General features: G+C 66.2%; 17 protein-coding genes and 1 riboswitch. Of the genes, 7 read left to right on the forward strand and 10 right to left on the reverse strand.

What is annotated here, in order from left to right:
* Positions 1 to 298 precede the first annotated feature (298 nt).
* The 3 genes from QWL29_RS11240 to QWL29_RS11250 all read right to left on the reverse strand — a co-directional run bounded on the left by QWL29_RS11240 (position 299) and on the right by QWL29_RS11250 (position 3,434).
* A complete protein-coding gene (locus QWL29_RS11240; RefSeq protein ID WP_305822982.1) occupies positions 299 to 772 on the reverse strand; it encodes a chemotaxis protein CheW in 474 nt (157 codons plus the stop codon).
* A gap of 98 nt (positions 773 to 870) precedes the next feature.
* On the reverse strand, positions 871 to 2,763 hold the full coding sequence (locus QWL29_RS11245) for a flagellar assembly protein A (protein WP_305822983.1): 1,893 nt from the start codon (positions 2,761 to 2,763) through the stop codon (positions 871 to 873).
* A 251-nt stretch (positions 2,764 to 3,014) separates the two neighbouring features.
* Complete coding sequence (locus QWL29_RS11250) at positions 3,015 to 3,434, reverse strand: hypothetical protein (protein ID WP_305822984.1); 420 nt, start codon at positions 3,432 to 3,434, stop codon at positions 3,015 to 3,017.
* A 189-nt stretch (positions 3,435 to 3,623) separates the two neighbouring features.
* On the opposite strand from QWL29_RS11250, the gene ompR reads away from it, so the two are divergent.
* The 4 genes from ompR (at position 3,624) to QWL29_RS11270 (ending at position 7,350) form a co-directional block, all read left to right on the forward strand.
* A complete protein-coding gene (ompR, locus tag QWL29_RS11255) occupies positions 3,624 to 4,391 on the forward strand; it encodes an osmolarity response regulator transcription factor OmpR (protein ID WP_305822985.1) in 768 nt (255 codons plus the stop codon).
* 35 nt (positions 4,392 to 4,426) lie between these two features.
* Positions 4,427 to 5,761 carry a sensor histidine kinase family protein gene (locus tag QWL29_RS11260; RefSeq protein ID WP_305823095.1) on the forward strand — a complete coding sequence of 445 codons (1,335 nt, stop codon included), beginning with the start codon at positions 4,427 to 4,429 and terminating at the stop codon, positions 5,759 to 5,761.
* A 22-nt stretch (positions 5,762 to 5,783) separates the two neighbouring features.
* Positions 5,784 to 6,761, forward strand: coding sequence for a threo-3-hydroxy-L-aspartate ammonia-lyase (locus tag QWL29_RS11265; protein ID WP_305822986.1), 978 nt, complete (start codon positions 5,784 to 5,786; stop codon positions 6,759 to 6,761).
* Between the two features lie 148 nt (positions 6,762 to 6,909).
* A complete protein-coding gene (locus QWL29_RS11270) occupies positions 6,910 to 7,350 on the forward strand; it encodes a DUF4124 domain-containing protein (RefSeq protein ID WP_305822987.1) in 441 nt (146 codons plus the stop codon).
* Positions 7,351 to 7,389: 39 nt separating this feature from the next.
* Here QWL29_RS11270 and QWL29_RS11275 read toward each other — a convergent pair whose 3' ends face one another.
* The 4 genes from QWL29_RS11275 to QWL29_RS11290 all read right to left on the reverse strand — a co-directional run bounded on the left by QWL29_RS11275 (position 7,390) and on the right by QWL29_RS11290 (position 13,326).
* On the reverse strand, positions 7,390 to 10,377 hold the full coding sequence (locus QWL29_RS11275) for an EAL domain-containing protein (RefSeq protein ID WP_305822988.1): 2,988 nt from the start codon (positions 10,375 to 10,377) through the stop codon (positions 7,390 to 7,392).
* A 98-nt stretch (positions 10,378 to 10,475) separates the two neighbouring features.
* Positions 10,476 to 11,246 (reverse strand): GNAT family N-acetyltransferase, encoded by a 771-nt coding sequence (locus QWL29_RS11280; RefSeq protein ID WP_305822989.1) that lies wholly within the window; start codon positions 11,244 to 11,246, stop codon positions 10,476 to 10,478.
* A gap of 177 nt (positions 11,247 to 11,423) precedes the next feature.
* Positions 11,424 to 12,362, reverse strand: a complete 939-nt coding sequence (locus tag QWL29_RS11285; RefSeq protein WP_305822990.1) for a PhzF family phenazine biosynthesis protein — start codon at positions 12,360 to 12,362, stop codon at positions 11,424 to 11,426.
* A gap of 58 nt (positions 12,363 to 12,420) precedes the next feature.
* Positions 12,421 to 13,326: a pirin family protein gene (locus tag QWL29_RS11290; protein ID WP_305823096.1), complete on the reverse strand. Its 906-nt coding sequence runs from the start codon at positions 13,324 to 13,326 to the stop codon at positions 12,421 to 12,423.
* A gap of 207 nt (positions 13,327 to 13,533) precedes the next feature.
* Positions 13,534 to 13,724: riboswitch (yybP-ykoY riboswitch) on the forward strand.
* 31 nt (positions 13,725 to 13,755) lie between these two features.
* On the opposite strand from QWL29_RS11290, the gene mntP reads away from it, so the two are divergent.
* On the forward strand, positions 13,756 to 14,328 hold the full coding sequence (mntP, locus tag QWL29_RS11295) for a manganese efflux pump MntP (protein WP_305822991.1): 573 nt from the start codon (positions 13,756 to 13,758) through the stop codon (positions 14,326 to 14,328).
* A 13-nt stretch (positions 14,329 to 14,341) separates the two neighbouring features.
* On the opposite strand, the gene QWL29_RS11300 is transcribed toward mntP, so the two are convergent.
* Together QWL29_RS11300 and QWL29_RS11305 are read right to left on the reverse strand one after the other, a co-directional pair.
* A complete protein-coding gene (locus QWL29_RS11300) occupies positions 14,342 to 14,818 on the reverse strand; it encodes a VOC family protein (RefSeq protein ID WP_305822992.1) in 477 nt (158 codons plus the stop codon).
* A 167-nt stretch (positions 14,819 to 14,985) separates the two neighbouring features.
* Positions 14,986 to 15,882, reverse strand: a complete 897-nt coding sequence (locus QWL29_RS11305) for a LysR family transcriptional regulator (protein ID WP_305822993.1) — start codon at positions 15,880 to 15,882, stop codon at positions 14,986 to 14,988.
* 104 nt (positions 15,883 to 15,986) lie between these two features.
* Between QWL29_RS11305 and QWL29_RS11310 the strand changes: the two genes are divergently transcribed.
* Together QWL29_RS11310 and dkgB are read left to right on the forward strand one after the other, a co-directional pair.
* On the forward strand, positions 15,987 to 17,198 hold the full coding sequence (locus tag QWL29_RS11310) for an MFS transporter (RefSeq protein WP_305822994.1): 1,212 nt from the start codon (positions 15,987 to 15,989) through the stop codon (positions 17,196 to 17,198).
* Between the two features lie 21 nt (positions 17,199 to 17,219).
* Positions 17,220 to 18,020, forward strand: a complete 801-nt coding sequence (dkgB, locus tag QWL29_RS11315; RefSeq protein ID WP_305822995.1) for a 2,5-didehydrogluconate reductase DkgB — start codon at positions 17,220 to 17,222, stop codon at positions 18,018 to 18,020.
* A 6-nt stretch (positions 18,021 to 18,026) separates the two neighbouring features.
* Here the strand turns inward: dkgB and QWL29_RS11320 are convergent, their stop codons facing one another.
* Entirely contained in the window at positions 18,027 to 18,725 is a 699-nt protein-coding gene (locus tag QWL29_RS11320) for a glutathione S-transferase (protein WP_305822996.1), read from the reverse strand.
* Positions 18,726 to 18,955: the final 230 nt, after the last annotated feature.

Consider the following 18,955-nt stretch of genomic DNA (forward strand, 5'->3'; position numbering starts at 1 on the left):
TCAATCTTCTTCTTGCAAAACGGGTGGAGTCCATAGATACGGTTCTCTATTTCTGCATGATGTTCGAATGATTTTGCGCTGTACCGCGTGGGCTCGAGAGCCCACCCTACGTAAAATCTATCTGTGCATGATGTTCGAATGATCTTGCGCTGTACCGCGTGGGCTCGAGAGCCCACCCTACAGAATCCCGATTGACGTAGGGTGGGTATTCATACCCACCAGGTTTCACCGCCGAATCGGTAGGGTGGGCACTTGTGCCCACGCGGTACCACCGGATGATCAAGGGCAAAGCCGGCAATCAAGCCACCTGCCGCCGCGCTCCGTTATTAATCGACATCAGCCTGTCGATATCCACCAGTATCAGCCGCCGCCCATTCGTCACCCCCAGCCCGATCAGGTAATCGATCGCGCCGCCGTCCGCGCCGGGGATCGGCGAAATCTGTTCCGCCCCCAGGGTAACGACATCGGTCACGCCATCGACCACCATCCCCATGACGCAGGTCGAGAGTTTCAGGATAATGACGTCGGTCGTCGGCGTGGTGGCCACCGGGTGGCCGCAGAAGGCGGCGCGCATGTCGACGATCGGCATGATGACGCCGCGCGATACCGCCACGCCTTCGACGATCTCGCGGCCTTCGGCGAAGCGCTCGAGCGACTTGAGCACGCGCAGTTCCTGCACCTTGCCGAAATCGAGCCCGTATTCCAGGCCGCCGAGGGTGAAGCTGAGGAAGTCCTTGCCCGTTGGGCGGTGCAGCATGATGTCCTTGTGCATGATGGTCCCCTGTCGATCCAGCCACCATGCTACGTCGCGCCGGCTGCTCCCTTGTTGAGAGCAGTCAACATTTCCAAGCATCATTTTTTACTGCAACATCAAGTTGCCTGCACAGCCTCGCCATTGTTCCATTGGTAGCCGCTGCCGACGCCGGCATGCAGGCGCGTGCCCTCGGCCCCGCGCAGGCGCAGCTTGATCTCGCGCGGCGCCAGGTGGTAGAAGCAGGCGCCGTCCGGATCGTAGGGCAGCATGCGCACCTGCGTGTCGCCGGCCAGGTGGCCGATGTGCACGCGCGTAAAGGCGGCGCGTTCGGAGCGCTGGGCCTCGAAGCGTCCCAGCAGGGCCTGCCCTTCGGTCTGCTCGGCCTCGGCGGCCTTGCGCGCGTTCGAGACTTCGCCGATCTTCTGCAGGTCCGGCGCCACCACCTGCCCCATCTGGCGGAACTGGGCGTTCTGCGCCGGGTTCAGGCTCATCTCGCCGCTGCGCACCTTGCCGGCGATCTCCAGGTACTTGCGCACCTCGGGGCGGGCGCACAGGTGCGCCAGTTCGGTCTTGTGGTGGTGCACGACGCCGGCAATCTGCGCCAGGCGCGCGCGCACCTGGCCCAGCACCTCGTCGATGCGGCCGCAGTCGGCGGCCATGGCGTAGACCAGCATCTCGCTGTCGCGCCACGGCGCGGTGGCGTCGATGCGGATGTTGCGCGCGGCCAGTGCGCAGCCTTCGGCGCGGCCGAGGTGCAGTTCGTCGGCGATGATCTCGCAATTTACCGCATGCTCGATGCGCACCCGGGTAGCGGAGATCACACAGTTCTCGGCGCGCTGCAGGGTGACCGTGCCGGCCAGGGTCGCGATCTGCGCCGACGACGCCACGCCGTCGACCACGATGTCGCCGGCCTTGCTGGTGGCGCGTCCGCCGACCAGGTTGGCGCGCAGGCGCACGGTGCCGCCGCGCGAGACCAGTTCGCCGTACACGTCGCCGTGCACCGTGATGCTGGTGCCTTCGATGACGCGCTTTTCCTGGACGTCGCCGAATTCCTCGTAGTCGCCGGTCAGTTGCAGGTTGCCGGTGGTCCTGGCGCTGACACCGTCGCGGCTGACGATCTTGTCGCCCACCGAGATCTGGCGCGTCTTCGCGTCCACGTTCAGGAAACCGGTGCGGGTGGCGACCAGGTATTCGCCGTCGCGCCCCTTGTCGATGCTGGTGCCGTCGCCGGCGTAGGTCGAAAAATCGAGGTCGCGCGGGACGGCCGGCTCGATGCGCGCGCCGGACAGCTCGAAGCCCGCCGTGCCGACCTTGGGCGGCAGTTTTTGCAGCAGGCGCGTGCCGCCCTTTACCTGCGGGAAGCGGTTCTGGAAGCACATCAGGTCGAGCTTGCCGTTGGCCAGCTGGCGCGGCGCATTGCTGCGGTGGATATCCTCGGAGACCTCGATCACGGTAGCATCGTCGCCCGGCACCGGCTCCAGGCGCCGCGCAACCACGACGCGGCCGGCATTGCCGCTGGCGATGGCGCTGCGCACGGCGCCGATGTCGATGCCGAAGCGGATGCCCTTGACCCACATGTCGGCCACGAATTCGTCGATGTCCAGGCGCACCGGCACTTCGGGCTGGCCGTCGGCGCCGCCCAGGTGCACCGGTTCGAACATGTACTCGGCCTCGGCACCGGCAATGCGCACTGAGCGATACAAGGGGCGGCGCTGCAGGTTGAAGGGCACGATGTCGTCGGCCAGGCGCACCAGCGGCACGCCGTCGGGGCCGAGCGGCAGATTGGGTCCGGTATCGAACAGGGCTTTCAGCAGGACCGGGTAGTTCAGGCCGGTGAAGTAGCGGCCGGAGCGCAGCACGCTGTCGACTGCGGCCAGGACGGTGGTGCCGAGCACGGCGGGATCGGCAAAGACGCCGTCGGGGCGGCGCTCGAGGCAGTGTTCGGGACCGCTGGATGCAAAGCGCGTCACCGGCGCGGCGGGAGAAGTGGCAACAGCAGAATCGGACACGTTCGCGCTCCAGGTGAATGACCTGCCCTTAACAAAGCGTCAAGGGTTAAACGCAAAGCCTACCATGTTGTTAGTCATTAATGAATAACAAACGGCAATCTTTTGGATAACGAACGGCAATGTTTCGCCTAAACACAACATCGGGTTCGGCGTCAATACGTAGTGACCGCAATCGACAGGCCAGGCGAGCCGTTTGGCGCTACCAATGAAAAAGCCGGGCAAGCCCGGCTTTCTGTCCAACGCAAGCAGCCTCAGCGGCGGCGCGCATTCGGGTAGATGTCCGCCCCGGCCTCGTTGATCTGGCGCCGCAGGTCGCGCCGCTCGTCGGGCGTCAGGCGCCCTTCGCGCCGGCCTTCGCGCGACGACTGTTCCTGCATCTGCTGGCGCCGCTGCTGCTGGTCGTCCATCATGCGCTGCTGCTCGCGCTGCTGGTCACGCATGTGATCATATCCGCGCTGTTCGCGCCCGTCGATTTGCGGCGCCGGATAACGGTCGGCACGTGCCGGCGGCGGTGGCTGAATGTCGTCGCGGCGGCCTTGGCCCTGTGCATGCGCGGCGCCGAGGCCGACGCAGGCAAGCATGCAGACGGCGAGACCACGGCGCGCCAGGCGGGCGAACCGGGAGCCTTGGCCCCGGGCTGCTGCATTGGTTTTAGTGAGCGCGTTTGTCATGGTGTTCCTCTTCCGCGATGCCGGATAAACAGATAAGCTTCGATGGGTCCCAGTGTATGTGGAATGCCCGATGGGTATAAGACCAATTGGGTAAAGTTTGTAACACAATGTAATGCCCTGCCCGTAACACCTACCTCGAAGCGGCAGTGAAGTTACCATAGCGATACGAATCTGACAAATTGACAGCATATGAATACATCGTCCAACCCGAACCCGGCCACCCCGGTCAGCACCGGCAGCCATAGCGCAAAGATCATGGTCGTCGACGACGACGTGCGCCTGCGCGACCTGCTGCGCCGCTACCTCACCGAACAAGGCTTCCAGGTCGTCACCGCCGAAAGCGCGCCGGCCATGAACAAGCTCTGGCTGCGCGAGCGCTACGACCTGCTGGTGCTCGATTTGATGCTGCCGGGCGAAGACGGCCTGTCGATCTGCCGCCGCCTGCGCGGCGCCGGCGACCAGACCCCGATCATCATGCTCACTGCAAAGGGCGAGGACGTCGACCGCATCGTCGGCCTGGAAATGGGCGCCGACGACTACCTGCCGAAACCCTTCAACCCGCGCGAGCTGGTGGCGCGCATCGGCGCCGTCCTGCGCCGCAAGGGCCCGGACGAAATCCCGGGTGCGCCGTCGGAAACCCCGCAGACCTTCGAGTTCGGCCAGTTCGTGCTCGACCTCGGCACCCGCACCCTGAAAAAGAACGGCGAAACCGTGCCCCTGACCACCGGCGAATTCTCGGTGCTGAAGGTGTTCGCGCGCCACGCGCGCCAGCCGCTCTCGCGCGAAAAGCTGATGGAACTCGCCAGAGGCCGCGAATACGAAGTCTTCGACCGTTCGCTCGACGTGCAGATCTCGCGCCTGCGTAAACTCATCGAACCCGATCCATCGAGCCCGCTCTACATCCAGACCGTCTGGGGCCTGGGCTACGTGTTCATCCCTGAAGGACAGCCGCGCTAGTGTTCGCATCGCCTTCTTCGTCGCGTCCGGGCCGCATGCCCTGGACGCGCAGCGGCCTGTTCTGGCGCACCTTCTTCCTGATGTCCCTGCTCACGGCGCTGTCGATGGGCTCGTGGATCGGCATGCTGAACGTGTTCCAGCGCGGGCCGCAGGTGCAGCAGACCGCCGAACTGGTGGTTTCGGTGGTCACCATCACCAAGGCGGCGCTGACCCACTCGGCGCCCGAGCTGCGCCGCGAACTACTGCTGGAGCTGGTGTCGAACGAAGGCATCCGCATCTTTACGCTGGAGGACACCGACCAGGTCGACCCGCCGCCGGCGAACGCGCTGATGCCCGACATTGCCGCCGCCGTGCGCGAAAAACTCGGCCAGCAGACGCGCTTTTCCAGCCGCGTGAACGGCTCGGCCGGCTTCTGGATCAGTTTTAATATCGACGACGACCAGTACTGGCTGATGCTCGAACGCGAGCGCCTGGCCGGTCTGACGCGCGTGCAGTGGCTGGGCTGGGCCAGCGTGGTGGGCCTGCTGTCGCTGCTCGGTGCGGCGCTGATCTCGAGCCTGATCAACCTGCCGCTGGCGCGCCTGACTGCCGCCACGCGCGCCTTTGCCAAGGGCGAGCGCCCGGCGCCGCTGCCGGAAAAGGGCCCGCAGGAGATCATCGAGGCCAACCGAAGCTTCAACCAGATGGTCGAGGATCTGGCCCAGGTGGAGAAAGACCGCGCCGTGATTTTGGCCGGCATTTCGCACGATTTGCGCACGCCGCTGGCGCGCATGCAGCTCGAACTGGAGATGGCGAACCTGTCGCAGGATGCGCGCGAAGGCATGCAGTCCGACATCGCCCAGATGGACGCCATCATCGGCCAGTTCCTCGACTACGCCAAGCCGACCGAAGCCGCCAGCTTCGTCGCCATCGATCTCTCCGGCCTGCTGGCCGACAGCGCCATGCACGCGGCGCGCATGCCCGACGTGCGCACCCATACCGACATCGAAGAAGGCGTCGTCGTGCTCGGCAACGAGACCGACTTGCGGCGCGTGTTCAACAACGTGGTCGAGAATGCGCGCCGCTACGCCCGCACGCCGGACCAGGACCATACCGATATCGACTTCGCCTGCCACATCCGCAGCACGCCGCAGGGCCGGCGCGCGGTGGTCGAGATCGGCGACCATGGCCCCGGCGTCCCCGAGGACCAGATCAACCAGCTGCTGAAGCCCTTCACGCGCCTGGACACGGCGCGCGGCCAGGCGAACGGCGCCGGCCTCGGCCTGGCGATCGTCGAGCGCGTGGTCAGCCGCCACAATGCCGAACTCACGGTGCGCAACCGCGAAGGCGGCGGCCTGCTGGTGCAGCTGGCCCTGCCGCTGGCTTCCTGATGTTCTTTTTCCCTTACCTGACATGACCACTTCCCTGCAGTACAGCGACGTCGAACAGGCCGCCGCACGCCTCGAAGGCGCCGCCCACCGCACGCCGGTGCTCACTTCGACCACCTTCGACGCGCGCGCGAATGCGACCGTGTTCTTCAAGTGCGAAAACTACCAGCGCATGGGCGCCTTCAAGTTCCGCGGCGCCTTTAACGCCATCGCGCGCTTCACCGATGCCCAGCGCGCGGCCGGCGTGCTGACCTTCTCGTCGGGGAACCACGCCCAGGCCATCGCCCTGTCGGCGCGCCTGGCCGGCATCCGCGCCACCATCATCATGCCGAAGGATGCGCCGGCCCTGAAGGTGCAGGCGACGAAGGAATACGGCGGCGAAGTGATCTTCTACGACCGCTATACCGAAAACCGCGAAGAGATCGGCCGCCGCCTGGCCGAAGAACGCGGAATGACCCTGATCCCGCCCTACGACCACCCGGACGTGATCTGCGGCCAGGGCACGGCGGCGAAGGAACTGTTCGAAGAAGCCGGTCCGCTCGACGTGCTGCTGGTGCCGCTCGGCGGCGGCGGGCTGCTGGCGGGCAGTGCGCTGGCCGCGTCCGGCCTGGCGCCGGATTGCAAGGTGATCGGCGTCGAGCCGGAAGCCGGCAACGACGGCCAGCAATCGCTGCGCAAGGGAGAAATCGTGCACATCGGCGTGCCGGATACGATTGCCGACGGCGCCATGGTCACCCACATCGGCGCGCACAATTTCGAGGTCATTCGCCGCCGTGTGGACGACATCGTCACCGTCAGCGATGCGCAGCTGGTGGAGACCATGAAGTTCTTCGCCGAGCGCATGAAGATGGTGGTCGAGCCGACCGGCTGCCTGGGGGCGGCGGCGGCCCTGCACGGCGTGTACCCCGCGGCCGGCGCTCCCGTAGCCGGCAAGCGCGTGGGCGTCCTGATCAGCGGCGGGAATGTGGACCTGTCGCGCTTTGCCCAGCTGGTAGGCGCCTGACGGCGTTGATCCAGCCAGCCGGGCTGCCGGCGCCGGCCGGGCTAACTCATCCGTGGTTTTTTTGACAATTTTCCACCCACGGTGAGTCACCTAACAGAGACAGGCGGCCTCGGCCGGGAGAATGGCTCCATCGAACAAGGAGCCAATCATGAAACACCTGGCCACGCTGAGCTTGACCCTTGCCGCCCTGGCGGCCGCCCCTGCCGCGCTGGCAGGATCCGAGATCCTGAAGTGCGTCGACCGCGCGGGCAACGTCACGCTGACCGACCAGCCATGCGAAAGCGGCGCCCGCGCCACGCGCATGGTCAGCACCGCCGCATCCGCTCCTGGCGCCGTTTCCACTGCGTCACCCGCTGCTGTCCAGGATGCCGCCTACGACATGCAGGCAGCCCCGAGCGCCGAGCAGCCGCAAGCCGAGCCGGTCCAGCGCTTCGCTGCGTCGCCGCGCATGCAGCAGCAGCACGACTGGCGCCCGCGCATGCCGCAACGCGACCGTCCGCTGGCGCGCGACGTCGCCACCCTGAAGGCGGCGCGCGCGCAATTGTTGCTGAGCGACGCCGACCGCACCCAGCTGGTGACCAGCCGCTAGCGTAAGCAGTTCTACCGGGCATGCATTGATGCAGCCGCGCTAGCCCATGCGCATGAATCCGCGCAAGTCCAGCGCCCCGCCCGCCCCCAGCGTCGGCAACATCTCCAGCAACTCCTCGTCCTGGATGAAACTGGCCGAGGACGGCGCCCCCAGCATGCGTTCCGGCGCCAGCGAGCGCGACACGGCCCAGCCCTGCACGTAGTCGACGCCGATCTCGGCCAGGGTCTGCACCGTGGCCGCGTCTTCGGCCCATTCGGCAATCGTCTTCATGCCCAGGTTCACCGCCAGGTTGACGATGGCCTCGACGATGGCCACGTTGGCCGGATGGGCGTTAATGTTGACAATGAAATTGCCGTCGATTTTCAGCACGTCGGCCGGCAATTCCTTCAGGTAAGAGAACGAGGTATAGCCGGCGCCGAAGTCGTCCAGCGCCACCTTCACGCCGAAGTTGCGCACCTGGTCGATGAAGCGGCGCGTGTTGTCGAGGTCGTGCAGGGCCACGCTTTCGGTGATCTCCATGCACAGGCGGCTGGTTACATGCACGTGGCGCGCCAAAATCTCCAGCGTGTCCTGCACGAAGCGCTCGTCGTTGAGCGAGGCGCCCGACAGATTCATGCACACGAAGCGGGTATGCGGCAGTTTCTGCACGTTTTCGGCAATCCAGGCCAGGGTGCTGGACAGCACCCAGCGGTCGATCACGCCGGCGCGCCCGCACTTCTCGGCCGCGCCGATCAGCGGGCCGGCCGGCAGCACGCTGCCGTCAGGACCGCGCATGCGCAACAGCACCTCGAAGTTGAGCGAATCGTGCGGGTTCTTCAGGGACATGATCGGCTGCATCTCGAGGAACAGCCCTTCGGTCGCCTGCGGTCCCTGCAGCTTGGCCACCAGGTTCAGCTCGGCCTCGCGCTCGTGGAAGGCGCGCGCGTTGCGCTCGTACACCACCAGGCCGTCGCTCGATTCCTTGGCTTCGCGGCAGGCGCGGTCGGCAGTGGAGATGGCGTCCTTCATCGGCATGCCGTGCGACACCTCGATCAGGCCGACCGAGCCGCGCACATGGAAAGCCTTGTCGCCGACGCGGTAAGGCGTGCCGCCGATGCGCTCGACGATGCCGCTGCAGATCAGGGACGCCAGCGGAATGGCCGTGTCCGGCATGACGATCACGAATTCGTCGCCGCCAACGCGGCCGATCTGCTGGCCGCCGGCCAGCATCATCGCCATCCGTTCGCAGACCTGCTTCAGGACTTCGTCGCCGGCCGCGTGGCCGAACAGATCGTTGATCAGCTTGAAGCGGTCGAGGTCGATGTAGGCCACCGACAGGGGCTTGCCCGAGGCCAGCGACGACGCCGCCCCCTCGAACGTCTTTTCGATGCCGCGCCGGTTGAAGACCTTGGTCAGCGGATCGTTGTTGGCCATGAAGCGCAGTTGCTCGGTGGCCTTGGTCTTTTCGGTGATGTCTTCCAGCACGCCTTCGATTCGGCCATGGGCCAGGGTCGCGCGCACCAGGAAGCGGCGCTCGCCGTCGCGGCTGGCAAGTTCCATCTCGATATTCGTCTGCAGGTGCACCTGTTCGCGCAGGTGGAACCAGGACTGGTCGTCGAAGAACTGCTGCCACAGGATACGGCTGCGATCGGCCTGCGGACCGGACTCGAACCCGGACGCCGAGGCCGAGGCCGACCCGGGCAGCGCGCAATCGAGCATGCGGCACAGGGCAGGATTGGCCGACAGGAAGCTGCCGTACAGATCGAGCGTGAACAGGCCCACCGGCATCGCCTCGTAGGCGTGTTCCAGCTCGGCCTGGACCGCAATCCGTTTTTGCGTCTCGAGACGCATTTGTTCGGCCACCGCCAGCGCCGCCAGCAGGCTCGACGCCAGGGCGGCAGTGACGCTGTTGACCACGCCCAGCATTTCGCGCAGGCCGACGGCGGCGGAAATCACCTCGGCCAGGGTCGACATGAAGGTGACGGCGAACGATGCCGCGAACCACATCGCCACCCGCGCCTGGGCATTGCGCATGATGCCGAACAGGCCGACCGTCATCAGGGCCAGGCCGGGGGCGACCAGCACCCACATCGCCGGCAAGTAAATGCTGAAAGGCAGCAGCAGCGCCATCGGCAGCAGGCACAGGCACAGGCCCTGCGCCACCCGCAACGGCACGGCCACGCGGCTGCGCGCGAGTTCCTCGCCGAACAGCTTGAAGTACAGGGCCATGGTGGCGATCCCGTACAGGGCCGTGGTCACGGCGCGGCTCGGCGCCAGCCAGGCTTGCGGCAATTCCTGGCCCAGCCACTGGATATCCCAGCCGGCGGAGATGGCGCCGACGCGCAGGTTCAGGATCAGCCAGACCGCAAATTGCAGGTACAGCAGCTGGCGGTTGATCAGGGCCGTGATCAGGATGAACAGGCTCAACACGATCATGCCGCCGTCGAGCAGGCCGGACTTGCGGTGGAATTGCTGGACCGAGAGGGTCATCTCGGCGGCCGGCCATTGCACGGCGCTGACGCGCGCCGGGCCGGTGAAGCGGGCGCGGCAGACGATGTCGGCCGGCATGGCCTGGGGCCTGAGCACGAAGCCGGCCTTGGCCGGGCTCATGGCGCCGCTCGAGGCTTCATGCGAGGCAAAGCCCAGGGCTTGCCCGCTGGCGCCGTCCCAGCAGCGGATATCGATGGCGTGGCGCGAAGGAAATTCGATGACTTGCGGTCCCTCGCCCTGGACCTGCGGGCGCAGGGCGAACCAGAGCGGGGCTTCGGAAAGGTGGGTGTCGTAGCGCTCGACCGCATGGCGGTGGGCCAGTTGGCGCAGGGCTTCTTCGGGGGACAGCGCCGGACCGCGCTCGGCCAGCACGCGCAGCGGCAGCACCACATCACCCCTGGCGACGTAATGGCTGTTCCAGGAAGCCAGGGCCAGGATCGACACCAGGGCCACGCCGATCGGCACCAGGTAGACCGACAGCAAGTGCATGCCCGCCGTGAACAGGCGGTCGAGATACACGGATAAAGAAGGTCGTGCGGGCGTGGACGGCTGGGGCATAGGCTGGACGAATCGGACGGACAAGCGCCAGCCGGCTGCCAGCGCGCTTCACCTGGTCAGGATACAGCCTGGACTACATGCCGTCATGCAATATTTGCTCAGGCAGCGGCCAGCTGGCCCAGCGAAGCCGAAATCGGCGCCTGCGGCACGGCAGGTGTCGCCTGCACGCCACGCCCCGGGTTGACCCCACTTGCAACGCCGACATGAATATCTGGGTGATGCGTATGGCGGAAGAACTTCAGCAACGGGTGCCTGGCGGCGCTCCAGCGCGCTTCGCCACTGGCGATCTCGAAGGCCATCACGCGGTGCGGCATGTTGCCGGCATGGCGCAGCGGCACCATTTCCTTGTCGCCAAAGACGTCGGTGAACAGCAGCTGCTCGTAGTGGCGGTCGACCGGAGCGCGGCCGGCGATCACGGCGTATTCGATGCCGGTCTTCTCGAAGTACTCGAAGAAGGCTTTCACCAATGCCACCTTCACCATGTGGCCGATGCGGCCCTCGCCCACGCCGAGGCGCTCGACCTCGCCCAGGCTGCGGCCCTGCAGCCACTCCGGCAGCACCACCGATTCCTCGATGTGCAGAGGGTGGTGGATGTTGGTGCGGATGCGCGCCGTGCCCAGCGGCGTGCCGTCGAGGCGGGACTCGGCCAGCAGGACCACGGTGTCTTCTTCATAGTCGCAGGCTTCCGGCAGGGCCAGCGAACGCGCGAACTCGGGCACGTGGCGCGCATAGGCGGCGTGGCGGATGGCAACGGCTTTCTTCAGGCTGTCCTCGTTCTCGACCCGGCGGATCGTAAACGGCAGGCGCTCGGTCGGCATTTCCGGGCGCGAGGGAGTTGCGGAAAACATTGCTGGGGTACGCATTTCCATGACAGGACATTCCTTGAGAAGTGATGTTGGCTAACGGCTGTTATTGACCATTATCAATCTTCCGAATGTAAGCAAAACGTCAATAAGAAGCACTTTTTGCCTTCTATTCAATATTCTTGGAATGTCTGTGCTAACTACCTGCTAATACCCACGCTCGTCAATACTCGGGTATACGTCTCACATGGAACGTGCCGTGCCGGACACGCGAATCGATCCGCCCGGGGTGTTATCGAAACCGGCGCGCAGGCGCGAGCGCATGCCCATGTCTTCGCCCTGCACCACGTCGATCTGGCCGCCGTGCGGCCACCCCAGGTCGCGCAGGTAGCCGGCCAGGGCCGCGGTGCCGGCGCCGGTGGCCGGGTCTTCATACACGCCGCCGGCGGCGAAGGGATTACGCGTGTGAAACAGCGTGTCGGTCTCGGCCCAGGCCAGCACCACGGTCACGATGCCGAGTTCGCGCATGAAGATACGGCCCGCATCCAGCTCGTACTGCATCGCCGCCAGCAGCGCACGGCTGCGCAGGGCCAGCACCAGGTGGCCGGCGCCGGCGTGGGCCAGGGCCGGCGGGATGCGCGGATCGAGGTCGTCCTGGCGGTAGCCGAACAGGGCCAGGGCGCGTTTGACGACGTGTTGCGGCGCCGGCGCGCTGCGCGTGGGCGGCGACTGCAGGGCGGCCGAGACCAGGCCGGATGCACCCTGCCCCTCCCCGCCCGCGCCACTTTCGCCACTGTGCCCGGCGTGGCGCCGGCCTTCGACGGTGATGCGGGCGTCGTTCAGCGCCAGCGGATACACGCCGTCGCCACGCGCGGCTGCCAGCGCGGCGCCGAGGGCGATGGTGGCGTGGCCGCAGAACGGCACCTCGGCTTCGGGCGAGAAATAGCGGACCCGGTAGCCGCCCTCTGCTGATGCAGTGTCCAGCGGCGCGGCAAAGGCGGTTTCGGAAAAGCCGATGGCGTGGGCGATACGCTGCATTTCGGCCTCGGGCGGCAGCGCGGCGCCGATCCAGACGCCGGCCGGGTTGCCGCCTTCGAGACCGTCGGAAAAGGCGGCGATGCGCAGAACCTGCGACGTATCGGCAGGCTCTTGGCCTTGGGCGGAGTGTGCGGAAAGTTGCATGATTGACTTGTGTGGTCCGGTAAGGGTGCTGCCTTGATGTCAAGGTCAGTGGTTTGGGTCAGGGATAGTGCACCGGCTTGCCCACTGTATCCGGCAGCGGGATGAATTCGGCTTCGCCCGGTACCTGCGGAAAGGCGCCGTTGCGCCAGTCTTCGCGCGCCTGTTCGATGCGCTCGGCGGAACTGGCGACGAAGTTCCAGGACAGGTAGCGCGGGCCGTCCATCGGTTCGCCGCCGAGCAGCATGGCGCGCGTACGCCCCGGCCCCGGTGCGCGCAGGATGACTTCGGTTTCGGGTTTGAGCACCACCAACTGCCCGGCCTCGAACACGCCATCGCGGCCGAGATCGATGCTGCCCTCGACGATGTACAGGGCCTGCTCGTGGTACTCGGCCGGCATGGCGATGCGTGCACCGGGCTGCAGGGTCAGGTCGACGTAGAACATGTCGGAATGGGTCGGTACCGGCGCCTTCTTGCCCCAGTAGCTGCCGGCGACCACGCGCGCGCTGACGCCGCCGTCCTCGATGAAAGGCAGCTCGCCCTTGCCGATGTGGGCAAAGGCGGGATCGCTTTCCTCGACAGCGCGCGGCAGCGCCACCCAGCATTGCAGGCCGAACAGGTCGGAACCCGCCTGGCGGCGCTCGGCCGCGGTGCGCTCGGAGTGGACGATGCCGCGCCCGGCCGTCATCCAGTTGACCGCGCCAGGCTGGATTGCCTGCACGCTGCCCAGGCTGTCGCGGTGCAGGATTTCTCCGCTGAACAGGTAAGTGACGGTGGCCAGGCAGACGTGCGGGTGCGGACGCACGTCCAGGCCCTGGCCGGGCGTGAACACGTGCGGGCCCATCTGGTCGAGGAAGACGAAGGGACCGACCATGCGCCGCTGGCGGCTGGGCAGCGCGCGGCGTACCTTGAAGCCGTCGCCGAGGTCGTGCGTGGGCGGAACGATGACGATGTCGATGTCGTGCATGCCGCTGTCGTGGTCAATGGTGTCCAAACTGCCTCCTGTGCATCGGTGAGTGGCGCTGCAGTTACCGCGTTTGCCGCGTTTGCCGCGTTTGCCGCATGAGCTGCATGTGCGACGGCGACCGGCGGCCGCCTGCCCCATAGTTTAGCTGCTTGTGCAAATGTTCACATCGGACGCGCTGATGGATGAGCTTGGGGCTCGGTTATAATGTCGGCTCCCATTGGGGAGTAGCCTGCTTCCTCTCAGGAAGTTCCTGTATCAACATACTCGGCCAGCAAACACACAGGGCCGTGGTACAGGCAGCCAAGCGCGCGTGTTCACCATCTTGTCCATGAGCCCGTGCCCTGTCGGTTGGCAAGACCTTTGGCAAGCCTGCGTGCGTGTTCGGGCCGCGCGGGCCTGCCTTTGCGTTCGCCCGACAGAAAGCTTTCCATGAATGTCGCCGCCACCGCCTCGCTCGCCCTGGCCATGTCCACCGATGCCTTTGCCGCCGCTGTCGGCAAGGGTGCTGCACTGCAGCGTCCGCAGCTGCGCGAAGCCTTGCGCACCGGCCTGATCTTCGGCGTGATCGAGGGCCTGACGCCGCTTCTTGGCTGGGTGCTCGGCAATGCGGCGGCGCCCTACGTCCAGGCCTGGGACCACTGGATCGCCTTTGTCCTGCTCGGCCTGCTCGGTTTGCGCATGATCCGCGAAGGCTTCAGCGCGCCCGACATCGACGACGACAAGCCGTCGAGCCACGGCTTCTGGCGCCTGGCCCTCACCGGCGTGGCGACCAGTATCGACGCCCTGATCGTCGGCGCCGGCCTCGCCTTCGTCGACGCCAACATCGTCGTTACCGCGGCCGCCATCGGCTTCGCCACCTTCGTGATGGTGACGATTGGCGTGATGCTGGGCCGTGGACTCGGCGCACTGGTCGGCAAGCGCGCCGAGATCATGGGCGGCGTGGTGCTGATCGTGATCGGCAGCCTGATCCTGTACGACCACCTGAGCGCGGCAGCGGCGTGACGGCGTCAGGCCATCAGGCGCACATGTTTTTCATGGCCTCCTGGATTTCTTCTTCCGATACGTCGCGGATGTGCTGGGCCAGCGACCAGCGGTGGCCGAACGGGTCCTCGATCTGGCCGTAGCGGTCGCCCCAGAACTGGTCGGCCAGTTCCATCTTGACGGTGGCGCCGGCGGCCACGGCCTGCTCCCATACCGCGTCGACATTCGGCAAGGCCAGGTGGATGTTGACGGACGAGCCTTTCAGCGCCAGCGGGCCGAAGGCGCCGTAGTCGGGAAACTCGTCCGCCAGGAACAGCGGCGAGTCGCCGATGCGCAGCATGGCGTGGCCAATTTTCCCGTCGGGCATGAGCGAGCGCATGACTTCGCGTGCGCCAAAGGCCTTTTTGTAGAACTCGATGGCCTCGTGACAGTTGGCGCAGGTCAGGTGGGGGGTGATGGTGTGCATGCCGTCTTCGACGGGTTGAACGGTCGAACTCGATTCCGAACTCATGTTGCGCGCTCCTTTCAGGATGGGTGACCACTGGGGTGGGTTCTTGTACTACGCCGCTCGCTGTTTCTTTCCACTGCTGTTCGAGCGTAGCGCCAGCTTGAAGTTCGTGCAACAAGCGGCTGTGCTGCGTTGCGCCAAACGAACGCGGCATTCTTCTCGCTCCCCCGCTAGTTTTCCAGCACCGGCGCCAGTTCGCGCGCCAAAAAATCCACCAGCGCCGTCACCCGCGGCGCCAGCGCACCCTGCTTGTAGAACACGGCCCACACCGGCTGGTCCCAGGGCAATGCCGCTTCAGGCAGCACCGGCACCAGGCTGCCGGCCGCGATGTCGGCGCGGGTGAGGAAATCCGACAGCGACGCAATGCCGGCGCCGGCCAGCGCCAGGTGGCGCACCGTCTCGCCACTGGACGCGGTGACGGCGGGCGTGATCGTATAGCCCTCGGCCCCCTCGTGCGCCAGCGGCCAGGTATTCAGCGTCGCCGGCCTGGTAAATCCCAGCAGGCGGTGATGCGCCAGCTCGGCCACATTCAACGGCGTGCCGTGGCGCTCCAGGTAGCCTGGCGCCGCCAGCACGCGGATGCGGCTGCTGCCGAGGCGGCGCGCGTTCAGCGTCGAGTCCGGCAACTGGCCGATACGGATCGCCAGGTCGGCGCGCTCCTCGATCAGATCGACCACGGTTTCGCCGCTGGTCAGTTCCAGCTGTACCAGCGGGTAGGCGTCGAGAAAGGCCGGCACCAGCGGCGCCAGCAGATGGTCGAGCGCGGGCGTGGCTGCGTTCACGCGCACCAGGCCGGACGGTTGCGAGCGGCGTGCTGCGGCCTCCAGTTCGGTGTGCTCGAGGTCGGCCAGGATGGCGCGCGCACGCTCGAGCAGCCAGGCGCCCTCGTCGGTGAGCTGCAGGCGGCGCGTGGTCCGGTGCAGCAGCGTCATGCCAAGGTGCTTTTCCAGGCGCGCAATAGTGCGCGAGACACCCGACGGCGTCTGCCCCAGCCGCTCGGCGGCGCCCGAAAACGAGCCCACATCCATGACTGCGGAGAATGCAATCAATGCCTCTACGTCGATCATTCGTGACTCCCAGTCAAAAGTGTATTGTAGGGCAAAGGATTTTTCTCCGCGTCCGTAACGCTCACACTGCAGCCTATTCACAAACACTGGCTACAGGAGAACATATGCCACTCGCTTTATGGGCGCTAACGCTCAGCGCCTTTGCCATCGGGACAACCGAATTCGTCATCGTCGGCCTGATTCCCGACGTTGCCGCCAGCCTCGGCGTCTCGCTGCCCTCGGCCGGCCTCTTGGTCAGCCTGTACGCATTGGGCGTGGCCATTGGCGCCCCGGTGCTGACCGCCCTCACCGCGCGCGTGCCGCGCAAGCGCCTCTTGATCGGCCTGATGCTGCTGTTCACGGCCGGTAACCTGGTTGCCTCGGTCGCGCCCGGCTATGCCGCGCTGATGGCGGCACGCGTGCTGACCGGTCTCGCGCACGGGGTCTTCTTCTCGATCGGTTCGACCATCGCCACCAGCCTGGTCCCAAAAGACAAGGCGGCGCGGGCGATTGCCCTGATGTTCACCGGCCTCACGGTTGCCCTGGTCACCGGCGTGCCGCTCGGCACCTGGATCGGCCAGCAATTCGGCTGGCAGTCGACCTTCCTGGCCGTTGCCCTGCTCGGCGTGATCGCCATGGTCGGCAGCATGCTGCTGGTGCCGGCCTCGATCGGCGCCGGCAAGCCGGTCAGCCTGGCGGCGCAGTTTGCGGTCTTGAAGAAGCCGCGCCTGCTGCTGGTGTATGCGATTACCACGCTCGGCTATGGCGGCTCGTTCACTGCCTTCACTTACCTGGCGCCGATCCTGCAGGACGTCGCCGGCTTCGCAGCCTCGAGCGTGGGCCTGGTGATGCTGGTGTATGGCGTGTCGGTGGCGGCCGGGAATATCTGGGGCGGGCGCCTGGCCGACCGCAAGGGGCCGGTGCGCGCGCTGCAGGTCGTGTTCGCGCTGCTGGCCATCGTGCTGGGCGTGCTCACCTTCACTGCGCCGCACCCGGTGCTGGTGGTGGTCACCGTGCTGGCCTGGGGCGCCGTCGCCTTCGGCAACGTGCCGGGCTTGCAGCTGTACGTGGTGCAGCGCGCCGAACGCGATGCGCCGCAGGCGCTGGACATGGCCTCCGGCCTGAACATCGCCGCCTTCAACCTCGGCATTGCACTGGGCGCCTGGGGCGGCGGGCTGATCGTCGAACACGTGGGCCTGATGGCGACGCCGCCGATCGGCGCAGCGGTCGTGCTCGGCGCCCTGGCCCTGACCACGCTGGCCGGCCGCCTCGACCGGCGCGATGCGCAAGCGGCAGCAGCAGCAACACATCCGCAACGTGCAGCAGAACTCGTTTAACCCATCCAAAAGGAGCATCACATGAACATGCCCAACATCGGCGCCGGCACCTTCCGCCTGGGAGGCCAGCAAGCGGTCGACAGCGTCGCCAACGCCCTCGACCTCGGCTACCGCCACATCGACACCGCCCAGATCTACGGCAACGAAGACGAAGTCGGCCAGGCGCTGGCAGCCAGCGGCGTGCCGCGCGGCGAGGTCTTCGTCACCACCAAGATCTGGACCGAGCATCTGTCGCGCGAGGCCCTGCTCACCAGCCTGGAAGCGAGCCTGCGCAAACTGCGCACGGATACGGTCGACCTGACCCTGATCCACTGGCCTTCGCCCGGCGCCGCCGTCCCAGTGGCCGAGTCGATGGAAGCGCTGATGGCAGCACGCGAACGCGGCCTGACCCGCGCCATCGGCATCTCGAATTTCACGATCCCGCTGATGCGCGAAGCCATTGCCGCGGTCGGCGCGCAGAACATCGCCACCAACCAGGTCGAGCTGCATCCGTATTTGCAGAACCGCGCGGTGGCGGCCTTTGCCCGCGAACACGGCATCCACGTCACCGCCTACATGCCGCTAGCGTATGGCAAGGCGATCGACGATCCGGTCATCCGCGCGATTGCCGCGCGTGTGGACGCGACGCCGGCCCAGGTGACCCTGGCCTGGCTGCTGGCCAAGGGCTACGCCGTGATCCCGTCCTCGACCCGGCGCGCCAACCTTGCCGGTAACCTGGCCGCTGCAGGTCTCGTGCTGGACGCGACGGACGTCGCCGCCATCGACGCCCTCGAACGCGGCGAGCGCCTGGTCAGCCCGGACTTCGGGCCGCAGTGGGATTGAACGGACTTACGTGTCCAGCTCCGGATAATGCCGGAAGATGCCTTCCTCGTTGAAGGGAATGCGCCGCTCGGACCCGAGGTAGGCAGCGATGCGCGGGCGCTCGGCCACGCGGCGGCGCAGCGCCTCCAGTTGCGGATGCTCGGCCAGCACGCGCGCCGTCGCTTTCGGGAAGGCGTAGTTCAAGCCTTCCAGCAGTTGGAACAGCGACAAGTCGGCGTAGGTGACGTCCTGCCCCAGCAGGTACTCCTTCTCGTCCAGCACGCGCGCGAAATAGCCGAGGAACTTCGGAATGCGCGCGGACGTGAATTCCTGCGCGCGGCGCAAAGCCTCGGGCTTCTGGTCCTCGTAATACAGGTTCATGCCGGCCGGATGGTGGGTCTCGTGGGCCTCGGCCACCACGTCGGCAATCGTCAGCTGCAATTGCTGGGTCCAGAGCCGCCCGGCCGCATCCTGCGGCGCCAGTCCGTGGCGCTCGCCGAGGAACATCAGGATCGTCGAGGTCTGGCCGATCGTCAGGTCGCCGGCGCGCAGGAAAGGCGGCGCGAACGGGGGCGTCGGACCTTCCTTCAGCGCCGCCATCAGCTTGTCGACGCCGTGCGGGCCGCGCGCCACATCGGCATAATCGATGCCCGCTTCTTCCAGCGCCAGCCGGACGAATTCGCCGCGGCCCTGCAGGCTGGGCCAGTAATGCAGTTCGTAAGCCATGGTTCTCTCCGAGGATAAACCGGCAGTATCGAGCAAAAACCGGAGGGAGCGCGCGCGGCTCATGTTATTCTTGTAAGAAACATGTCATTACGTTTGACAAGAATCAGAGCCGAAGGAGCATAAACGTGTTCGCTATTTCCCGTCATGGCGCCGGAAAGATTGCACCAAAGAATTTATTTCCCTTGAGCAATCTCACCGCCCGCAGAAGGCAGCTGAGCCACCATGAGTTT

It is taken from the genome of Massilia brevitalea (assembly GCF_030711405.1).
Classification (GTDB): Bacteria; Pseudomonadota; Gammaproteobacteria; order Burkholderiales; family Burkholderiaceae_D; genus Telluria; species Telluria brevitalea.

Excerpts from the sequence above, each read along its gene's own strand:
- QWL29_RS11240 (WP_305822982.1), bottom strand. The coding sequence starts at position 772 with ATGCACAAGGACATCATGCTGCACCGCCCAACGGGCAAGGACTTCCTC.
- dkgB (WP_305822995.1), top strand. The coding sequence starts at position 17,220 with ATGAACATGCCCAACATCGGCGCCGGCACCTTCCGCCTGGGAGGCCAG.
- QWL29_RS11270 (WP_305822987.1), top strand. The coding sequence starts at position 6,910 with ATGAAACACCTGGCCACGCTGAGCTTGACCCTTGCCGCCCTGGCGGCC.
- ompR (WP_305822985.1), top strand. The coding sequence starts at position 3,624 with ATGAATACATCGTCCAACCCGAACCCGGCCACCCCGGTCAGCACCGGC.
- QWL29_RS11280 (WP_305822989.1), bottom strand. The coding sequence starts at position 11,246 with ATGGAAATGCGTACCCCAGCAATGTTTTCCGCAACTCCCTCGCGCCCG.
- QWL29_RS11250 (WP_305822984.1), bottom strand. The coding sequence starts at position 3,434 with ATGACAAACGCGCTCACTAAAACCAATGCAGCAGCCCGGGGCCAAGGC.
- QWL29_RS11285 (WP_305822990.1), bottom strand. The coding sequence starts at position 12,362 with ATGCAACTTTCCGCACACTCCGCCCAAGGCCAAGAGCCTGCCGATACG.
- mntP (WP_305822991.1), top strand. The coding sequence starts at position 13,756 with ATGAATGTCGCCGCCACCGCCTCGCTCGCCCTGGCCATGTCCACCGAT.
- QWL29_RS11260 (WP_305823095.1), top strand. The coding sequence starts at position 4,427 with ATGCCCTGGACGCGCAGCGGCCTGTTCTGGCGCACCTTCTTCCTGATG.
- QWL29_RS11305 (WP_305822993.1), bottom strand. The coding sequence starts at position 15,882 with ATGATCGACGTAGAGGCATTGATTGCATTCTCCGCAGTCATGGATGTG.
- QWL29_RS11290 (WP_305823096.1), bottom strand. The coding sequence starts at position 13,326 with ATGCACGACATCGACATCGTCATCGTTCCGCCCACGCACGACCTCGGC.
- QWL29_RS11310 (WP_305822994.1), top strand. The coding sequence starts at position 15,987 with ATGCCACTCGCTTTATGGGCGCTAACGCTCAGCGCCTTTGCCATCGGG.
- QWL29_RS11265 (WP_305822986.1), top strand. The coding sequence starts at position 5,784 with ATGACCACTTCCCTGCAGTACAGCGACGTCGAACAGGCCGCCGCACGC.
- QWL29_RS11300 (WP_305822992.1), bottom strand. The coding sequence starts at position 14,818 with ATGAGTTCGGAATCGAGTTCGACCGTTCAACCCGTCGAAGACGGCATG.
- QWL29_RS11275 (WP_305822988.1), bottom strand. The coding sequence starts at position 10,377 with ATGCCCCAGCCGTCCACGCCCGCACGACCTTCTTTATCCGTGTATCTC.
- QWL29_RS11320 (WP_305822996.1), bottom strand. The coding sequence starts at position 18,725 with ATGGCTTACGAACTGCATTACTGGCCCAGCCTGCAGGGCCGCGGCGAA.